The following is a 17,130-nucleotide window of genomic DNA, read 5'->3' as shown; positions in this document are numbered from 1 at the left end:
TTTAGATAGTGGCGCGGGCGCGCCGCCAGGCATACGATGCACGGCAGTACCCACTCAACCCTTTCTTCATGGATGACATCATGACCAATCCGAAACTGGAAGTCCTTACCCCCGACAATTGCCAGATCATCTTCATCGACCAGCAGCCGCAAATGGCCTTCGGCGTGCAGTCGATGGACCGCCAAGCGCTGAAAAACAATACCGTGGGCCTGGCCAAGGCCGCCAAGGTGTTCAACATCCCCACCATCATCACCACCGTCGAAACGGAAAGCTTCTCCGGCCACACCTATCCGGAACTGCTCGACGTTTTCCCCGGCAAGGATATCCTCGAGCGCAGCTCGATGAATTCGTGGGATGACCAGAAGGTGCGCGATGCGCTGGCCGCCAACGGCAAGAAAAAAGTCGTCGTCTCGGGCCTGTGGACGGAAGTGTGCAACAACAGCTTCGCCCTGTGCGCGATGCTCGAAGGCGATTACGAGATCTACATGGTGGCCGACGCCTCGGGCGGCACTTCGAAGGAAGCGCACGACTACGCCATGCAGCGCATGATCCAGGCCGGCGTGGTGCCCGTGACGTGGCAGCAGGTGCTGCTGGAATGGCAGCGCGACTGGGCCCACAAGGCAAGCTATGACGCCGTCATGGCCATCGTGCGCGAACATTCGGGCGCCTACGGCATGGGCGTCGACTACGCCTACACGATGGTGCACAAGGCGCCGCAGCGCATCCATGGCGAACACGCCACCCTGGCGCCGGTGCCGGCCAAGTAAACCTCGCGCGGCTGTGCCATGCGCCGCGCGCCTGACCGCGCGCGGCGTTTTTTTTCATCGAAAGGAATGCGCCATGAAGTTATATGTGATTTCGCTGGCCGTGGGCTTGCTGGTCGGCATCATCTACGCCGTCTTGCAGGTGCGCTCGCCGGCGCCGCCCGCGATAGCCCTGATCGGCTTGCTGGGCATGCTGATCGGCGAACAGATCGTCCCCAGCGTCAAGCGCCTGATGGCGGGCGAAGCCATCACGGTGTCGTGGCTGCGCAGCGAATGCGTGCCGAAGATCAGCGGCGTGGAAGCGAAGCCAACGCTGGCCAAGGCCGCGCCGCAGCAGAAGGATGACGGCGCCGCCTGATATTCCCGGCAGCTAGAACGCTCCCAGCAAGCCGCGCCGGGCGGCCACCGTGGCCGCCTCGGTGCGGCTTGAGACGTTGAGCTTGGTCAAAATATTATTCACGTGAAATTTGACGGTGCCCACCTCGATGCCGGCGCTGCGCGCGATCATCTTGTTGCTCATGCCCGCTGACAGGTGCAGCAGGATGTCGTGTTCGCGTTTCGACAGGCGGTTCGCCTCGATGCGTCCGGCCTGCTGCGCCGCCAGTTCCGGCGGCAGGTAGTGCCTGCCGGCGGCCACCTGGCCGATGCACTGCGTCAGTTGCAGGAAGCCGGAATCCTTCAGCAGGTAGCCGCGCGCGCCGGCGCGCAGGGCACGGTGCACGCTGTCCTCGCCCTGGTAGGTGGTGAGGATGACGATCTTCGCTTGCGCGTCGTCCGCGCAGATGCGCTCGATCGCCTCGACGCCATGCATTTCCGGCATGTTCAAATCCATCAGCACCACGTCGGGCCGCAGCTGCCGGTACAGCTCCACGGCGGCGCGGCCCGTGCCGGCCTGGCCCAGCAGGCGCAAGCCCGGCAGCGAGGCGATCAGCGAGGTCAGGCCGGCCAGGATCAGCGGGTGGTCGTCGGCGATCAGCAGCGAGACAGGCGGCGCGTCGTCGTCGCGGGGCGTGTGCATGGTGGTATTCATGGTGCTGGCAGGGTGAAGTGGAAGACTGTGCCGTGCGGCGCGCCGGGCGCATGCCACAGACGGCCGCCGTGCGCGTCGAGGATGCGGCGGCAGATGGCCAGGCCCATGCCCATGCCGTCCGGCTTGCTGGAATACAGGGCGTGGTACAGGCGCCCGGCCGCCTGCGGCGCGATGCCGGCGCCATTGTCGGCGACGCGGAAATGCTGCACGCCCCCCTCCAGGCGCGAGGACAGCAGCACCGTGCGCGGCCGGCCGCAGGTGCCCTGCAGGGCCTCGATGGCATTCATCAGCAGGTTCAGGAGGACTTGCCGGAATTGCACCGGATCGGCCTCCAGCAGCGGGCGGCCCGGCGCCAGCCGCGTTTGCAGGTCGATGGCGTGGCGCTGCAGTGGCGCGCGCAGCAGCGGCAGCAGCTCCTGCACGGCGTCGTTGGCGACAAACTGAGCATGGCTGCCCGGCGCATGGCAGGCCAGGCCATGCACGCTGCGCAGCACGGCGCTGGCATGGCTGCCGGCGCTGGCGACCAGGGCCAGCGCCGCGCGCGCTTCATCGAGGCGGGGCGGATCGTGGTCGAGCCAGCGCAAGGCGGCATCGGCATTGAGCGCGATGGCCGCCAGCGGCTGGCGCACCTCGTGCGCGACCGATGCGGCAAATTCGCCCATGCCGCCCATGCGCTGCGCCTGCGCCAGGGCGGGGTCTTGCTGCTGAGGGAAATAATGCATGCTGGCCATCGCCGTGCTCCTGTCGCTGTCGCGGCGTATGCCGCATTGCAACAAGTATGCATGGCATTGTTGCCAGGGCACTTATACGAATGGGGGAGGCGGACGGTTTTTTTGCAAGGCAGGGGCGGTAAACACCGCCGGGCGGACCGGCGGCGCGGGAGCGAAGAGCAGATCAGGACTTGATAAAGGCCAGCAAGTCTTCGTTCAGGCGGTCCTTGTGGGTGGCCGGCAAGCCGTGCGGCGCACCTTCATAGATGATCAGCTTGGCGTTCTTGATGAGCTTGGCCGCGGCCTTGCCGGAAGCGTCGATCGGCACGATCTGGTCGTCGCCGCCATGCACCACCAGGGTCGGCACGGAGATTTTCTTCAGGTCGGCCGTGAAGTCCGTCTCGGAAAACTGCTTGATGCAATCGTAGGCGTTCTTGATGCCGCACTGCATGCCCTGCAGCCAGAATGTGTCGCGCATGCCTTGCGACACCTTGTTGCCGGGACGGTTGGCGCCGAAGAACGGCACGGTCAGGTCCTTGAAGAATTGCGAGCGGTCGGCCAGCACGCCGGTGCGGATGCCGTCGAAGACGGACATCGGCAAGCCGCCCGGATTGGTGTCCGACTTGACCATCTGCGGCGGCACGGCGCCCACCAGCACGGCCTTGGCCACGCGCTTTTCGCCATGGCGGCCGATGTAGCGCGCCACTTCGCCGCCGCCCGTCGAATGGCCGACCAGGGTCGCGCCCTTGATGTCGAGCGCGTCGAGCAGGGTGGCCAGGTCGTCAGCGTAGGTATCCATGTCATTGCCCTGCCATGGCTGGCTCGACAGGCCGTGGCCGCGGCGGTCATGCGCGATCACGCGGTAGCCGTGGCTGGCTAGGAACATCATCTGGTCTTCCCAGGCGTCGCCCTGCAATGGCCAGCCGTGGCTGAAGACGACGGGCGTGCCCGTGCCCCAGTCCTTGAAATGGATGACGGTGCCGTCCTTGACGGTGATGCTGTTGACGGTGAGCTTGCCCGGCGCGGCGGCAGCGGTGGCAGGCTTGGCGGCGGCGCTGGCGCCGCCGGCGGCCAAGAGGCCCGCGCCGGCGGCGACGCCGGCGACGCTGACGAGCAGCTTGCGGCGGGAGTTGACTTCTTCGGCTTCGATTTTCTTCGACATGATGCTTTCCTTCGGGGATGGGGGAGGGGCCGCTTGCGGCCTGGACCAGTGATGGCACCGGCCAGTCTAGGCCTTCGCGCGCGCCGGCGCCTCTGCCAAAAGACCAGTCGCGCCGGTTCTGCCGCCTGCCTATGATGGCTGGCGGCGGCGCGCCGCGCCGCCTGGCTTTTCAATGGAGCGAACATGAAGAAAAACTGGATGGCGGCGCTGGCCGGCCCCTTTTTACCCGATGCCGGCCTGCTGTTTGCGCGCGTGGCGGGCGCGCTGCTGGTGCTGCACGTGCACGGCTTGCCCAAGCTGCTGCATTTTTCCGAGGAACTGGCGCACATCGACGACCCGCTGCGCCTGGGCCGCGCCGTCACCCTGTACTGCGCCCTGTTCGCGGAAATCCTCTGCCCGCTGCTGGTCGCCGCCGGCCTGCTGACGCGCTTGGCCTGCCTGCCACTGCTGTTCCTGCTGGGCGTGTCGATGCTGCTCGTGCATCCGGACTGGAGCATCGCCGACGGCCAGTTCGGCTGGCTGCTGATCATCGTCTTCGGCACCATCGCCATCGGTGGTGCGGGACGCTATTCGCTCGATGCGCGGTTGCGCGGCTAACTCACATGATCCCCGCCCGCGCCACCCGGCTGGCGGGGATTGTTATTTCCATCAGGAATTTAAGTCTGTGCTTCAAGGTGTGGCAGCGCACGGTGGCGCGCGGCGGGCGCGGTTAAGGTAGTGCCAACAGCTTGCTGCTGATCCAAAGTTTGATATGGCTCAGCCCGGCAGCGTTTAGCCGCTTCTACATTCCCAGAAGCGAGGAGAATCATGATTCGGTCACGGCATCGAGCATGGTTGATTTATTCACCTTTGAAGGAAACCATCATGAACGCGATTGAAAAAACCAGCTCCGAGATCAACGGCACCGCCCAGGATACCCGCCAGGATTTGCACCGCACCATCGACAAGGTGGCTAGCCAGGCACAGCCTCTGGCCGACAAGGTCGCCACGCGCGCGCATGACAGCGTGGACCAGGTGGGCCAGCGCATCGAGCAAGTCAGCGACACCGTCAGCAAGGCATCGGAACGCCTGATGGCGCGCGGCAAGGAACTGGGCGTCGCCTGCCAGCGCGCCGGCGAGACGGGCCGCGATTACGTGCGCGAGCGCCCGGCCATGTCCCTGCTGATTGCCGCAGCGGCCGGCTATGGCCTGTCGAAATTGCTGGGTTCGCGTAAATAAGTTTTACGCCTTCCTGAAAGTATTTGTCGTGGGCGTTGTTCCCTTCGCCGTCATGGCGGAGGACGCAGCGCCCATGCGCACAAGGTAGTAGCTAGTAGCAGGCAGTAAAGGAGAGTGATGATGCGCTCCATTTTGTTGTGGTTGATTGGCATACCTATTCCCATCATTATTTTGATTGCCCTGTTCGTGCGCTGAATGAGGGAGTTGTAGCGTTACTTCCCGGGGCAGACTACTCACAGGAGATGTAATGGCTACCACCAAGAAAACGCCGTCCACGGACGGTGCCGGTTCCGTATTGAGCAGCATGTCCGGCCCATCCGACAGCAATGCGCCGCACAGCCTGGGCGCGGACAATGACGTGACCCGCGCGCTGCTGCAAAAGACGGCCGCCAGCCAGCAGCTGTCCGCCGCCATGGCCGACAATCCCAAGGAAGATGGCCAGTATGGCGAGGCGGCGCGCACGCCGATCGAAGGCGTGCATGTGGCAGCCGGCGAACCGCTGGCCACGGCCAGCACCACGGGCGAAACGCTACCGTCGCCGAAGACGGGCGATGGCCAGCCCGCGCTGGGCGAGAATGCGCGCAACGCCTCGCTCGATGGCGCCCGCAGCGACGACAGCGGCTGCGTGTTGACCACCAACCAGGGTGTGCCCGTGGGCGACAACCAGAACTCGCTGAAGGCGGGCTTGCGCGGCCCCACCCTGATGGAAGATTTCATCCTGCGTGAAAAGCTCACGCATTTCGACCATGAGCGCATTCCCGAGCGCGTCGTGCATGCGCGCGGCTCCGCCGCCCACGGCTATTTCGAATGCTACAAGGAACAAAGCAAGCTGACGCGCGCCGCGCCGTTCGCCAAGGCGGGCAAGCGCACGCCCGTCTTCGTGCGCTTTTCCACGGTGGCCGGCGAGCGCGGCTCGACCGACACGGCGCGCGACGTGCGCGGCTTTGCCGTGAAGTTTTATACGGACGAGGGCAACTGGGACCTGGTCGGCAACAACATCCCCGTCTTCTTCATCCAGGATGCGATGAAGTTCCCTGACCTGGTGCACGCTGTCAAGCCCGAGCCGCACAATGGCATGCCGCAGGCGGCCAGCGCGCACGACACCTTCTGGGACTTCGCTTCGCTGTCGCCGGAAATCACGCACATGCTGATGTGGGCCATGTCCGACCGCGCCATCCCGCGCAGTTTCCGCATGATGCAGGGCTTCGGCGTGCATACTTTCCGTCTCGTGAATGCCAAGGGACAGTCCGTGTTCTGCAAATTCCACTGGTCGCCGATGGCCGGCACGCATTCGCTCGTGTGGGACGAAGCCGTCAAGATCAGCGGCGCCGACTCCGATTTCCACCGGCGCGACCTGTGGGAAGCCATCGAGTGCGGCGAGTATCCCGAATACGAGCTGTCTTTCCAGGTCTTCACGGAAGCGCAGGCCGAAGCGTTCCCCTTCGACGTGCTCGACCCCACCAAGCTGATCCCCGAAGAACTGGTGCCGCTTGTCCCCGTCGGCAAGATGGTCTTGAACCGCAATCCCGACAATTTTTTTGCGGAGACGGAGCAGGTGGCGTTCTGCACGGCGCACATCGTGCCCGGCATCGATTTTTCCAACGACCCGCTGCTGCAGGGGCGTATCCACTCGTATGTCGATACGCAGCTCACGCGCCTGGGCGGCGCCAACTTCCATGAAATCCCCATCAACTCCCCGCTGGCGCCGCTGCACAACAACCAGCGCGACGGCATCCACCGGCAGGCCATCAACAGGGGCCGGGTCGCTTACGAACCCAATTCGCTGGCGGGCGGCTGCCCGTTCCAGGCGGGCGCGAAGGGTTTCAACAGCTTTCCAGCGTCAACCGAAGGCGACAAGGTGCGCGGCAAGCCGGAGAAATTCGCCGAGCACTTCGGCCAGGCGCGTTTGTTCTGGATCAGCCAGACGCCGGTCGAGCAAGACCATATCGTGCATGCCTTCCGCTTTGAACTGAGCAAGGTGCAGACGGTGGCCATCCGCAAGCGCATCGTCGCCATGCTGCGCAATGTCGACGAGATCCTGGCGCAGCGTCTGGCCGATGCGCTGGGCCTGGCGCTGCCGCCCGTGATGCCGCCCGTGTCCATGCTGCCGATCCCTGCGTATCCGCCGTCGCCGGCCCTATCGCTCTTTTTCCGCCCCGGCAAGACGGGCATCCATACGCTGCGCGTGGCCATCCTCGTGGGGCCGGGCAGTGACGGCGCGCAGGTGCGCAATATCTATGCTTCGCTGCTGGCCGAGGGCGCCGTGCCGCGCCTGGTGGGCAGCCATCTGGGGAAAGTCGACACCAGCGGCGGCGTGCCGCTCGACGTGGAAATCTCGCTCGAGACGGGACCGTCCGTGCTGTTCGACGCCGTCGTGCTGCCCGATGGCCAGGGCGCCGTGCAGCAGCTGGGCGGCGACGCCAACGCGCTCGACTTCCTGCGCCTGCAATATCGCCACTGCAAGCCGATGCTGGCCATCGGCGCGGGCAAGGGCTTGCTGGACAAGGCCGGCGTGCCGGTGACCCTGCCCGACGGCAAACCGGACCCCGCCATCATCGTCGTGCCGGCGGGTGACGTGGTGAAAGGCGTGGCGGCCTTTAAAAAGGCGCTGGCCGCGCACCGGGCGTTTGCGCGCGAAACGGATCCGCCCCGCGTGTGATGCCCGCTTGAGCGTCAGCGGGGCAGGCCTGGCTTGCCCCGCTGACGTAACCGTGCGCAACAGTGCGCAACAATGTAAACAAGAAAAACGTCCTGCGATGATATGCTGCTGATTAGAACTGTTCATTTGCAACTATTTTTATAACTGCAGCAAAGAACGGCTTCAGCAAACCGGATCGCGATTACCGCATGGACAAGTACACACCTCGCACCTGGGGGCCGGGCGAACGTCCGACCTTGCCCGGGTCGCCATCGATGCCCGAACATTCGACGCCCAAGCGTGTCGCGTATTTCATCGTCGGCCTGATCGTCGCGCTGACGGGGGGGCTCGGGAACGGCCTGGTGACGGCCAATTTGCTGAACCTGCAAGGTTCGCTGGCCGCCTATGCCTACCAGATGCAGTGGCTGCCGGCCGCCTACGTGATGACCATCGTGTCCATGAATCTGCTGCTGGTGAAGTTCCGCCAGCAGTTCGGCCTGCGCCTGTTTACGGAAGCGTTCCTGGTGCTGTATGCGCTCGTGACGTTCGCCCACTTGTACGCCAATACCTTGCCGTCGGCGATCGCCGTGCGCGCCGCGCATGGCATGGTGGGCGGCGCGCTGGGTGTGCTGGGGCTGTACTACACCTTGCAGGCGTTTCCCGCGCGGCACCGTCTGAAAGGCGTGGTGCTGGGCCTGGGCTTTGCCCAGCTGGCGCTGCCGCTGGCGCGCATCTTCACGTCCGAACTGCTGCAGATCGGCGAATGGCACGGCCTGTACCTGTTCGAGCTGGGACTGGCTCTGCTGGCGCTGGGCTGCGTGCTGGCCCTGAAGCTGCCGCCCGGCGACCGCGTGCAGACGTTCGAACCGCTCGATTTCCTCACCTTTATTCTGTTCGCGCCCGGCGTGGCCCTGCTGTGCGCCGTGCTGGCGCAGGGGCGCACGGCGTGGTGGATGGAGTCCGAGTGGGTGGGCGTGTGCCTGGCGGCTTCCATCGTGCTGATCGCCGCCTCGCTGGCCATCGAGCATAACCGCGCGCGCCCGCTGCTCAACACGCGCTGGCTCACCACGGGCAAGATCGCCAAGCTGTTTTTATCGGTGCTGCTGTTTCGCGTCGTGCTGTCCGAATCGACGGGCGCCGTGGGCTTTTTGCAGGCGCTGGGCCTGAACACGGACCAGATGCAGAACCTGTTCATCGTGGTCCTGCTGGGCAGCGTGGCGGGCCTGGTGGTCAGCGCGCTGACGATCAATCCGGCCACCCTGAACCGCTCGCTGATGTTCGCGCTGCTGCTGATCGCGGCCGGCGCCCTGATCGACGCGCACGCCACCAGCCAGACGCGCCCCGTCAACATGTATGTCAGCCAGTTCCTGCTGGCCTTTGGCGGCACGTATTTCCTCGGCCCCACCATGGTGGCCGGCATGGGCGCCGTGATCGCCGAACCGCGCAACCTGGTGAGTTTTTCCGTGATGTTTACCATGACGCAGAACCTGGGCGGCTTGCTCGGGTCGGCCATCGTCGGCACCATCCAGACGGCGCGCGAAAAATACCATTCCAGCTATCTGGTCGAGCACCTCACCATGCTCGACCCGCAGGTGGCCGCGCGGGTGCAGTCGGGCGCCGCAAGCTATGGCGGCGTGCTGACGGACCCCGCCTTGCGCAGCGCCCAGGGCGTGGCCCGCCTGGGCGCCGTCGCCACGCGCGAAGCCAATGTCCTCGCCTACAACGACGTCTTCTTGATGATCGCCGGCGTCGCCATCGCGACCCTGATCTGGATGCTGGTCAGCCAGTTTTGGACCCGCATCACCACCGGTGCGCGCCGCCTGGTCGGCCCCGTGCGCGATGCGCAGACGGCCATGGCCATCGTCCCCATTACCAATTCGGAACCGAGCAATGACAGAAAATAACACCCCACCGCCCGCACCTGCACCCGCACCCGCACCCGCGGCGCCACCTGCGCCAGCGGCCAGCGGCACGCCGCCGCAGCCGGACCGGCGCCACCAGTGGCTGTCCGCGCTGGCCTTTGCCGCCGTGGCCCTGGTGGGCGTGCTGATCGTGCTGTATGCGTGGCGTCTGCCGCCGTTCACCAGTCCCATCGTGACGACGGAAAACGCCACCGTGCGGGGACAGGTGACGATCATCGGCACGCAGCTGTCGGGCTATGTGGTGGAAGTGACGGTGCAGGACTTCATGGACGTCAAGGAGGGCCAGCTGCTGGTGCGCATCGATGACCGCATCTACCAGCAGCGCTACGAGCAGGCGCAAGCCCAGCTGGCGGCGCAGCAGGCGGCGCTGTCGAACTGGGCGCAGCAAAAGGCCAGCGCGCAGGCGGGCATTTCCGTCAGCGAGGCAGCGCTGGCCAACGCGGAAGCGCAGGCGCGCAAGGCCAGCGCCGACCTCAATCGCGTGGACCAGCTGGTGGCCGACGGCTCGCTGTCGCAGCGCGAACACGACCAGTCGCGCGCCACGCAGGCGCAGATGGCGGCAGCACTGGCGCAGGCCAGGGCCAATCTCGACATCGCCCAGCAAAGCGTGCATAGCGTGGTGGTCAACAAGCAGGCGCTGGAAGCGGCCGTGGCGAACGCGCAGGCGGCCCTCAAGGCGGCGAAGATCGACCTCGATAACACGCGCATCGTGGCGCCCTCCGACGGCCAGCTGGGCCAGGTGACGGTGCGCCAGGGCGCGTACGTGAATTCGGGCGCGCAGCTGATGGCGCTGGTGCCGCGCCAGATGTGGGTGATCGCCAATTTCAAGGAAACGCAGATGAATGGCGTGCAGGAAGGGCAGAGCGCCACTTTCCACGTCGACGCGCTCGACGGCGCCGTGCTGACGGGCCAGGTGGAGCGCATTTCGCCGGCCACCGGGTCCGAGTTTTCCGTGCTGCCGGCCGATAATGCGACGGGCAACTACCTCAAAATCGCCCAGCGCATTCCCGTGCGCATCCGCATCGATCCGGGCCAGGCGAATGCGCGCCGCCTCGTGCCGGGCATGTCGGTGGTGGTCAGCGTCGACACGTCCGCCGTGCTGAACGATTCGGCGGAGAATCCCGCACCCCCGCCGCCGCCGAAAAAAGCAGCCGTGAAGGCCAAGCCATGAAGCGCCGCGTATGGCTGATGGCCGGTGCGCTGGCGCTGGCCGGCTGCGCCGCCAACGCGCCGCCGCAGCCCGCATCGGCACTGCAGTTGCCGTCCGGCTGGCGCGCGCAAGCCATCGGCGCACCAGCGGCGACGGGTGCCCATGTCGAGCAACTGTGGTGGCAAGCCTTCGGCGATCCGGTCTTGAGCGACCTGGTGGGCGAGGCGCTGGCGCGCAATGGCGACTTGCGCGTGGCGCGCGCCCGGGTGCAGGAATACCGCGCGCGCCTGGCGCAGGCCGACGCGAACCGCGCGCCCAATCTGGCCTTCGACGGTTCGCCGTCGCGCACGCGCACCCTGGCGTCCAGCGGCAAGCCGTATGTGACGAATGTCTTCCAGGCCGAACTGCAGGCCAGCTATGAAATCGACGTGTGGGGCCGGCTGGCGAGCCTGAGCGATGCGGCCGGCGAGAGCTACCGCGCCGAGCAGGCCAGCCTCGATGCCGCGGCCCTGTCGATCGCCGCCAGCGTGGCGACCGCTTACCTGAATCTGCGGGGACTCGACGCGCAGCTGGCGCTGACGCAATCGACCTTGCAGCTGCGCGAACAGTCGCGCGAGCTGGCGCGCAAGCAGTTCGAGGTGGGTTACAGCTCGCGCCTGGAATGGCTGCAGGCGCAATCGGAATACCACGCGGCGGCCGAGCAGGTGCCGCAGCTGCAGCGGCAGATCTTCGAACAGGAAAACGCGCTGGCCATCCTCGTCGGCGGCAATCCCGGCCCCATCGCGCGCGGCTTGCCGCTGGCCGAGCTGGCGGCGCCTGGGGTGCCGGCCGGCTTGCCGTCCGAACTGTTGCGCCGGCGGCCCGACATCGCGCGCGCGGAACACAACCTGGCGGCTGCCAACGCCAGCCTGGCCGCCACGCGCGACCAGCTGCTGCCCTCGTTCAAGCTGACGGCCGTCGGCGGCGGGCAAGCCACGACGCTCACGGATTTCCTGCATGCGCCGACCGCCTTGTGGCGCCTGACGGCGCTGGCGGCCGGCCCCCTGTTCGATGGCGGCCGCGTGCAGGCGCAGACGGACGCGGCCGGCGCGCAGCGCGACCAGCTCGTGTACGCGTATGAAAACGTGGTGCGCAACGCCTTCGCCGAAACGGAAAACAGCCTGGGCGCCCTCTACCGCCTCCAGCAGCAGGCCGTGGAAAACGACGCGCGCCGCGCCACGGCGGCGGACACCCTGCGCATCGCGCACAACCGCTACCGCAATGGCTATGCCTCGTACCTGGAAGAACTCGACGCCCAGCGCACCCTGTACAGCGCCGACGTGGGGCTGCTGCAGCTGAAGACGCGCATCCTCGTCGCCTCGGTCGACCTGTACCGCGCCATGGGCGGCGGCTGGTCGGCCCAGACGCAATAGACGTGTGTGCACGGCGCGGCCAGTGTAATATTCTGACCAGGGAAAGCGGCGGCGCCGTGCCAGCTGCTCCCGTCACGAACGAACGAGGTCGCAGCATGACGATTTTTGGCATAGGCATCCACATCCTGATCGCGGTATTTTTTGCGATCCACGTGGTGCGCAACGGACAGCAGCTGTACTGGCTGCTCATTTTATTCATGTTCCCGTTGCTGGGCAGCGTGGTGTATTTCTTCGCCATCTATCTGCCCAATTCGCGCCTGCCGCAAGGCGCGCGCAAGGTCGCTTCGGTGGCCGTGCAGGTGCTCGATCCGAACCGCGAATTGCGCGAGGCGAAAGCGGCCTTCGAGTACACGCCGACGGCGCAAAACCAGATGCGCCTGGCCAGCGCGCAGCTGGAGGCGGGCGATGCGCAGGAAGCGGCATCGACGTACGAAGCCTGCCTGCGGGGGGCGTTTTCATCGGACCTGGAAATTCGCCTGGGCGCGGCACGCGCCTATCTGGAATGCGCGCGCGGCGCCGAAGCGCTGACGCACCTGGAATTCATCCGCCGCACGGATATCCATTTCCGGCCCGAGATGGTGTCCCTGCTGACGGCGCGCGCGCTGGCGCAAAGCGGGCGACAGACGGACGCGAAGGCGGAATTCGACGATGCGCTGACGCGCTACAACAGCTTCGAGTGCCGCGCCGAGTGCGCGATCTGGGCGCTGCAGCAGGGCGACAAGGTGCTGTCGGAGCGCTTGCTGCTCGATATCGACAGCGCCATGGCCCGCTGGAGCAGCCATACGCGCTCGATGTATGCGCCGCTGCTGGCGCGCCTGGAGGCGGCACGCAGGTAGCTGGCTAGCGCGGGGTCCGACCCGGCGGGGCTGACCCCGGGGCTGACCCCATTACACGCCAGGCACCGTATTCTTGCCCTCGACCAGCTTGTATCCCTTGCCATCGAAGCCATAGCGCGCGTGGCCGTTCAGTGGCGTGGCGATGCGCGGCGGGTCTTCGTCCGGCTTGACCTTGACGCCCGGCTTGATCTTTTCGGAGGCGCCCTTGAAGTCGATCAGCAAGTCATCGTAGGCGGCGCCATTGCGCGCCGGCGCGAAGCGCCAATTCCCCTTGACCATCCAGCACTCGTCCGTTTCAGGACCGCAGGCCCCCATATTGTCCGAGTACAGGTCGATGGCGCCATCGAGTGAAGTGACCTTGCCGTCGCCGATTTCAAACAGGGCCAGTTGCGTGATGGTGTAGCCCTGGCCCGTATAACCGTAGCGGATCGCCAGTCCCGGCTTGTTCGCGCCCAGCATGACCCAGTGGACTTCGCCGAGCTGCCCCGACGAGCCCAGGGCGGCGATGTTTTCCAGGCGTTTCACGACTTGCCACTGGCCGTCTTCCGGCGTGCCCTTGGGCTCCAGGAAAAAGACATTCAGCAGCCCCGGAGAGGCATGCGCCGATTCGGCCGTGCCTTCCGTGTTGGCCGTTTCCGCATTCGCCACCAGGATGGCGCTGCCATCGGGCAGCAGCTTGTGGCTGACGGCGCTGACCACGTAACTGAGCTTGTCGACGTGGTTGTCCGGATCGGGCAGGTCGGCCAGCGCATCGTCGCTGTCGTCGCGGTAGGCCTTGCCGAAGACGGCGCGCATCATGCCTGCTTCGCGCTCGCGCGCCTGCGGCGTGTTCATCGCTTCCGTCCTGGGCGCGGTGGCGGACGGCGGCGGCACGTGTTCGGCCGATGCCGTCGCATCGGCAGCGGCGGGGACGGCGGCTGCCACGTCGGCTGCCACGTCGGCTGCCAGGTCGGCGCTGGCGGGGGCGGTCTTGTCCGAGCAGGCGCCGAGCAGTGCGGAGGCCATCAGCAGGACGAGCGGGGTGCGGTAATTCATAGGCAGGGCAGATTGCGGTCATGGAGAATGGGCGCAGTATGCCAGATAGATGAAAGCGAGGGAGCGCGGCCTGGCGGCCGCTCCCTCGCTTCCTTGCCCGCAGGGGGCGATTTTGCAAACAAGGGCGGCGCTTATTTTTCCAGCGCCGCCCTGTCATCGCGCCGCAGCGGCGCCTTCTGGCGGCGCAGTTTCGCCATGCCGCGCTTGAGCAGGTGCTCCAGGTCGTCGATATAGGTGAACACGGCCGGCACCACCAGCAGGCTCAATAAGGTCGAGGTGATCAGGCCACCGATGACGGTAATGGCCATCGGCGAACGGAAGCTGGGGTCGGCGCCCCAGCCCAGCGCCAGCGGCATCATGCCGGCACCCATGGCAATCGTCGTCATCAGAATGGGGCGGCTGCGTTTGTGGCAGGCGTCGACCAGCGCGTCGAAGCGGTTCATGCCGGCCTGGCGCGCCAGGATCGCATAGTCGACCAGCAGGATCGAGTTCTTGGTGACGATCCCCATCAGCATGATCAGGCCGATCATCGACGGCATCGACAGGGCGCTGCCGGTGATCAGGAGCGCCACGAAGGCGCCGCCGATCGACAGCGGCAGCGCCGCCAGGATGGTCACCGGCTGCATGAAGTCCTTGAACAGCAGCACCAGCACGCAGTAGATGCACAGCACGCCGATCAGCATGGCCAGGCCGAAGCTGGCGAACAGCGAGGCCATTTCCTGCGCGTCGCCCAGTTCGGCGATCTTCACGGACGGCGGCAAATTCTTCATCGACGGCAGCGCGCGCGCTTCTTCATTCAGTTCGCCGAGCGTGCGCGAACCGAGTTCCACGTCGAGGGTCACGTTGCGGCTGCGGTTCAAACGGTCGATCTGCGCCGGGCCGCTTTCCATCGTCACCGTGGCCACGTTCGCCAGGCGCACGGGGCCATTCTTGCCGGGTACGGTCAGGCGCTCGATGGCGGCCAGGTCGGCGCGCACGCTGTTGGGCAGCTTGACGCGGATCGGCACCTGCCGCTCGGGCAGGTTCATTTTCGTCAGGTCCGTGTCGTAGTCGCCGGCCGTGGCCACGCGCACGGTCTCGCCGATGGCTGCCGCCGTCACGCCCAGGTCGGCCGCCTTGGCGAAATCGGGGCGCACGATGATTTCCGGACGCACCAGCGAGGCGCTGGAATTGACGTTGCCGATGCCTTTCAGGCCGCGCAGTTCGCGCTCGACCTTTTGCGCCGCCGTCGTCAAAGCCACCGGATCTTCCGAGCGCAGCACCAGCTGCATCTTGACGCCCGTGTCGGGCGGCCCCACCGTGAAGCGCGCGCCGGGGATCGTATCGAGCTTGTGGCGCAGCTGCGTTTCCAGGTCCGCCATCGATTCCTTGCGCTCCGTGCGGTGCACGGTGGTCAGGGTCAGCACGGCGCGGCGCGCCTCGGCTGCCGCGCCGGGGGCAAAGGCGTCGCCGCTGGAGCCGCCGCCGATCGAACTGAAGACGCCCTGGATGCCTGGTGTGCGCATGGCCGCATCGCGCGCCAGGGCTGCCACGGCCTGCGTTTCGGCCAGGGTCGAGCCGGGCGGCAGTTCCAGGTTGATCTGCGTCTGCGCGCGGTCGGCGGCCGGCACGAAACCGGTCGGCAGCAGCGGCACGAGCGCGATGGCGCCGACAAAGAACAGGGCCGCGGCGATGGCCGTGATGCCGCGGTGGTTCAGACACCAGCGCATTACGCGCAGATAGCGCGTCATCAGCCAGCCGTCCTGTTCTTCCTTGTGCGGCAGCGGTTTTAATATGTAGGCCGCCATCATCGGCGTGAGCAGCCGCGCCACCACCAGCGAGGCAAGCACGGCCAGCACGGCCGTCCAGCCGAACTGCTTGAAGAACAGGCCGGGAATGCCGCTCATGAAGGCCGTCGGCAGGAACACGGCCACCAGCGCGAAGGTGGTGGCGATCACCGCCATGCCGATTTCGTCGGCCGCTTCCATGGCCGCTTCCATCGGCGACTTGCCCATGCGCAGATGGCGCTCGATGTTTTCGATTTCCACGATGGCGTCGTCGACCAGCACGCCGACGACCAGGGCCAGCGACAGCAGGGTGACGGTGTTGAGCGTGTAGCCGAACCAGTAGATGCCGAGGAAGGCCGGCATCACGGACAGGGGCAGGGCGGCGGCGGCGACCAGGGTGGCGCGCCAGTCGCGCAGGAACCACCACACCACCAGCACGGCCAGCAGCGCGCCTTCGTACAGCAGTTCCATCGAACCGTCGAAGTTTTCCTCGACGGGGAAGGCATTGTCGATCGACTGCTGCAGCACCACATTCGGGTTTTCCTTTTGCAGGTCGGCGATGGCGTCGCGCGCGCCCTTGGCGACGGCCACTTCGCTGGCGCCCTTGGTACGGAATACCTCGAAGGCGACCACCGTCTTGCCATCCTGCTCGGCCAGCGCGCGCGGTTCGGCGATGGTGTCGCGCACGGTGGCCACCTGGTCCAGGCGCACATGGCGGCCGTCCGGCAAAGGCACTTCCACACGCGACAGTTCATCGGCCGTCTTGACGGTGGCGATGGTGCGCACCGATTGCTCGGCGCCGCTGATGTCGCCCCTGCCGCCCGGCGCTTCGCGCTGCACCAGGCGCAGCTGGCGCGAGACGTCGAGGGCCGAGACCTTCAATGCGGCCATGCGCGCCTCGTCGAGCTCCACCTGGATCTCGCGGTAGACGCCGCCCACGCGGGTGACGGCGCCCACGCCGGGCACCGTCAGGAGGCGCTTGGCGACCGTGTTGTCGACGAACCAGGACAGGTCGGGAGAGTCGAGCGGGTTGTCCACGCCCGGTTTTGCCGTGGCGATAAAGGTCAGCACCACGCGCCCTGCGGTGGACGCCTTGGTGACGGTGGGGTCGCGCAGCTCGGCCGGCATGTCCGCCTTGACCCGCGCGACGGCGTCGCGCACATCGTTGACGGCTTCGGCGATCTGCTTTTCCAGGATGAATTCGACGGTCACCGTGACGACGCCATCGAGCACCTTGGTGTAGATGTTTTTCACGCCTTGCAGAGTGGCGACGGAGTCTTCGATCTTGCGCGCCACTTCCGTTTCCAGCTGGGCCGGCGCGGCGCCGGGCAACACCGCGCTGACGGTGACGATGGGCAGTTCGATGTCGGGGAAATCCTGCACCGGATTGGCCTTGTAAGCCAGCAGGCCTGCCAGGGTCAGCAGCGCGAACAGCATGATGGCCGGGATCGGATTCTTGATCGAGAGGGAGGAAAAATTCATGGCTT

The 17,130-nt window shown here is 66.3% G+C and carries 14 protein-coding genes; 9 read left to right on the top strand and 5 right to left on the bottom strand.

Annotation, left to right across the window (positions count from 1 at the left end; all coding sequences use genetic code 11):
• The first annotated feature begins 80 nt into the window (after positions 1-80).
• Positions 81-767 (top strand): hydrolase, encoded by a 687-nt coding sequence (locus ACQ4W4_RS05450; protein ID WP_436541079.1) that lies wholly within the window; start codon positions 81-83, stop codon positions 765-767.
• Positions 768-840: 73 nt separating this feature from the next.
• Positions 841-1,122: a XapX domain-containing protein gene (locus tag ACQ4W4_RS05445; protein ID WP_436541078.1), complete on the top strand. Its 282-nt coding sequence runs from the start codon at positions 841-843 to the stop codon at positions 1,120-1,122.
• 12 nt (positions 1,123-1,134) lie between these two features.
• Here the strand turns inward: ACQ4W4_RS05445 and ACQ4W4_RS05440 are convergent, their stop codons facing one another.
• The 3 genes from ACQ4W4_RS05440 to ACQ4W4_RS05430 form a co-directional block, all read right to left on the bottom strand.
• Positions 1,135-1,782: a response regulator gene (locus tag ACQ4W4_RS05440; RefSeq protein WP_436541077.1), complete on the bottom strand. Its 648-nt coding sequence runs from the start codon at positions 1,780-1,782 to the stop codon at positions 1,135-1,137.
• Positions 1,783-1,790: 8 nt separating this feature from the next.
• Entirely contained in the window at positions 1,791-2,525 is a 735-nt protein-coding gene (locus tag ACQ4W4_RS05435) for a sensor histidine kinase (RefSeq protein WP_436541076.1), read from the bottom strand.
• A 163-nt stretch (positions 2,526-2,688) separates the two neighbouring features.
• The gene (locus ACQ4W4_RS05430; protein WP_436541075.1) at positions 2,689-3,666 is read right to left on the bottom strand and encodes an alpha/beta fold hydrolase; all 978 of its coding nucleotides are present in this window, start codon (positions 3,664-3,666) and stop codon (positions 2,689-2,691) included.
• A gap of 183 nt (positions 3,667-3,849) precedes the next feature.
• Here ACQ4W4_RS05430 and ACQ4W4_RS05425 point away from each other — a divergent pair, with 183 nt between their 5' ends.
• From ACQ4W4_RS05425 to ACQ4W4_RS05395, 7 genes are all read left to right on the top strand, one after another.
• A complete protein-coding gene (locus ACQ4W4_RS05425) occupies positions 3,850-4,263 on the top strand; it encodes a DoxX family protein (protein ID WP_436541074.1) in 414 nt (137 codons plus the stop codon).
• 267 nt (positions 4,264-4,530) lie between these two features.
• On the top strand, positions 4,531-4,884 hold the full coding sequence (locus ACQ4W4_RS05420; protein WP_436541073.1) for an ElaB/YgaM/YqjD family protein: 354 nt from the start codon (positions 4,531-4,533) through the stop codon (positions 4,882-4,884).
• Positions 4,885-5,131: 247 nt separating this feature from the next.
• Positions 5,132-7,543 (top strand): catalase, encoded by a 2,412-nt coding sequence (locus ACQ4W4_RS05415; RefSeq protein WP_436541072.1) that lies wholly within the window; start codon positions 5,132-5,134, stop codon positions 7,541-7,543.
• A 188-nt stretch (positions 7,544-7,731) separates the two neighbouring features.
• Entirely contained in the window at positions 7,732-9,426 is a 1,695-nt protein-coding gene (locus tag ACQ4W4_RS05410) for an MFS transporter (protein WP_436541071.1), read from the top strand.
• Complete coding sequence (locus ACQ4W4_RS05405; RefSeq protein WP_436541070.1) at positions 9,413-10,615, top strand: HlyD family secretion protein; 1,203 nt, start codon at positions 9,413-9,415, stop codon at positions 10,613-10,615. Before ACQ4W4_RS05410 ends, ACQ4W4_RS05405 begins: the two co-directional genes overlap by 14 nt.
• Positions 10,612-12,006, top strand: coding sequence for an efflux transporter outer membrane subunit (locus ACQ4W4_RS05400; protein ID WP_436541069.1), 1,395 nt, complete (start codon positions 10,612-10,614; stop codon positions 12,004-12,006). Before ACQ4W4_RS05405 ends, ACQ4W4_RS05400 begins: the two co-directional genes overlap by 4 nt.
• A gap of 95 nt (positions 12,007-12,101) precedes the next feature.
• Positions 12,102-12,842, top strand: a complete 741-nt coding sequence (locus ACQ4W4_RS05395) for a hypothetical protein (protein ID WP_436541068.1) — start codon at positions 12,102-12,104, stop codon at positions 12,840-12,842.
• 51 nt (positions 12,843-12,893) lie between these two features.
• Here ACQ4W4_RS05395 and ACQ4W4_RS05390 read toward each other — a convergent pair whose 3' ends face one another.
• Together ACQ4W4_RS05390 and ACQ4W4_RS05385 are read right to left on the bottom strand one after the other, a co-directional pair.
• On the bottom strand, positions 12,894-13,877 hold the full coding sequence (locus ACQ4W4_RS05390; protein ID WP_436541067.1) for a hypothetical protein: 984 nt from the start codon (positions 13,875-13,877) through the stop codon (positions 12,894-12,896).
• A gap of 131 nt (positions 13,878-14,008) precedes the next feature.
• Positions 14,009-17,125, bottom strand: coding sequence for an efflux RND transporter permease subunit (locus ACQ4W4_RS05385; protein ID WP_436541066.1), 3,117 nt, complete (start codon positions 17,123-17,125; stop codon positions 14,009-14,011).
• Positions 17,126-17,130 lie beyond the last annotated feature (5 nt).

The sequence above is a fragment of the Janthinobacterium glycogeni genome, from assembly GCF_051380725.1.
Lineage (GTDB): Bacteria > Pseudomonadota > Gammaproteobacteria > Burkholderiales > Burkholderiaceae_D > Janthinobacterium.
Note: the sequence above shows the minus strand (reverse complement) of the source record. Positions and strands in the feature narration are given on the sequence as shown.

What these genes read in the sequence shown, in the direction of transcription:
- ACQ4W4_RS05450 (WP_436541079.1), top strand. Translation starts at nt 81, where the DNA reads ATGACCAATCCGAAACTGGAAGTCCTTACCCCCGACAATTGCCAGATC.
- ACQ4W4_RS05445 (WP_436541078.1), top strand. Translation starts at nt 841, where the DNA reads ATGAAGTTATATGTGATTTCGCTGGCCGTGGGCTTGCTGGTCGGCATC.
- ACQ4W4_RS05440 (WP_436541077.1), bottom strand. Translation starts at nt 1,782, where the DNA reads ATGCACACGCCCCGCGACGACGACGCGCCGCCTGTCTCGCTGCTGATC.
- ACQ4W4_RS05435 (WP_436541076.1), bottom strand. Translation starts at nt 2,525, where the DNA reads ATGGCCAGCATGCATTATTTCCCTCAGCAGCAAGACCCCGCCCTGGCG.
- ACQ4W4_RS05430 (WP_436541075.1), bottom strand. Translation starts at nt 3,666, where the DNA reads ATGTCGAAGAAAATCGAAGCCGAAGAAGTCAACTCCCGCCGCAAGCTG.
- ACQ4W4_RS05425 (WP_436541074.1), top strand. Translation starts at nt 3,850, where the DNA reads ATGAAGAAAAACTGGATGGCGGCGCTGGCCGGCCCCTTTTTACCCGAT.
- ACQ4W4_RS05420 (WP_436541073.1), top strand. Translation starts at nt 4,531, where the DNA reads ATGAACGCGATTGAAAAAACCAGCTCCGAGATCAACGGCACCGCCCAG.
- ACQ4W4_RS05415 (WP_436541072.1), top strand. Translation starts at nt 5,132, where the DNA reads ATGGCTACCACCAAGAAAACGCCGTCCACGGACGGTGCCGGTTCCGTA.
- ACQ4W4_RS05410 (WP_436541071.1), top strand. Translation starts at nt 7,732, where the DNA reads ATGGACAAGTACACACCTCGCACCTGGGGGCCGGGCGAACGTCCGACC.
- ACQ4W4_RS05405 (WP_436541070.1), top strand. Translation starts at nt 9,413, where the DNA reads ATGACAGAAAATAACACCCCACCGCCCGCACCTGCACCCGCACCCGCA.
- ACQ4W4_RS05400 (WP_436541069.1), top strand. Translation starts at nt 10,612, where the DNA reads ATGAAGCGCCGCGTATGGCTGATGGCCGGTGCGCTGGCGCTGGCCGGC.
- ACQ4W4_RS05395 (WP_436541068.1), top strand. Translation starts at nt 12,102, where the DNA reads ATGACGATTTTTGGCATAGGCATCCACATCCTGATCGCGGTATTTTTT.
- ACQ4W4_RS05390 (WP_436541067.1), bottom strand. Translation starts at nt 13,877, where the DNA reads ATGAATTACCGCACCCCGCTCGTCCTGCTGATGGCCTCCGCACTGCTC.
- ACQ4W4_RS05385 (WP_436541066.1), bottom strand. Translation starts at nt 17,125, where the DNA reads ATGAATTTTTCCTCCCTCTCGATCAAGAATCCGATCCCGGCCATCATG.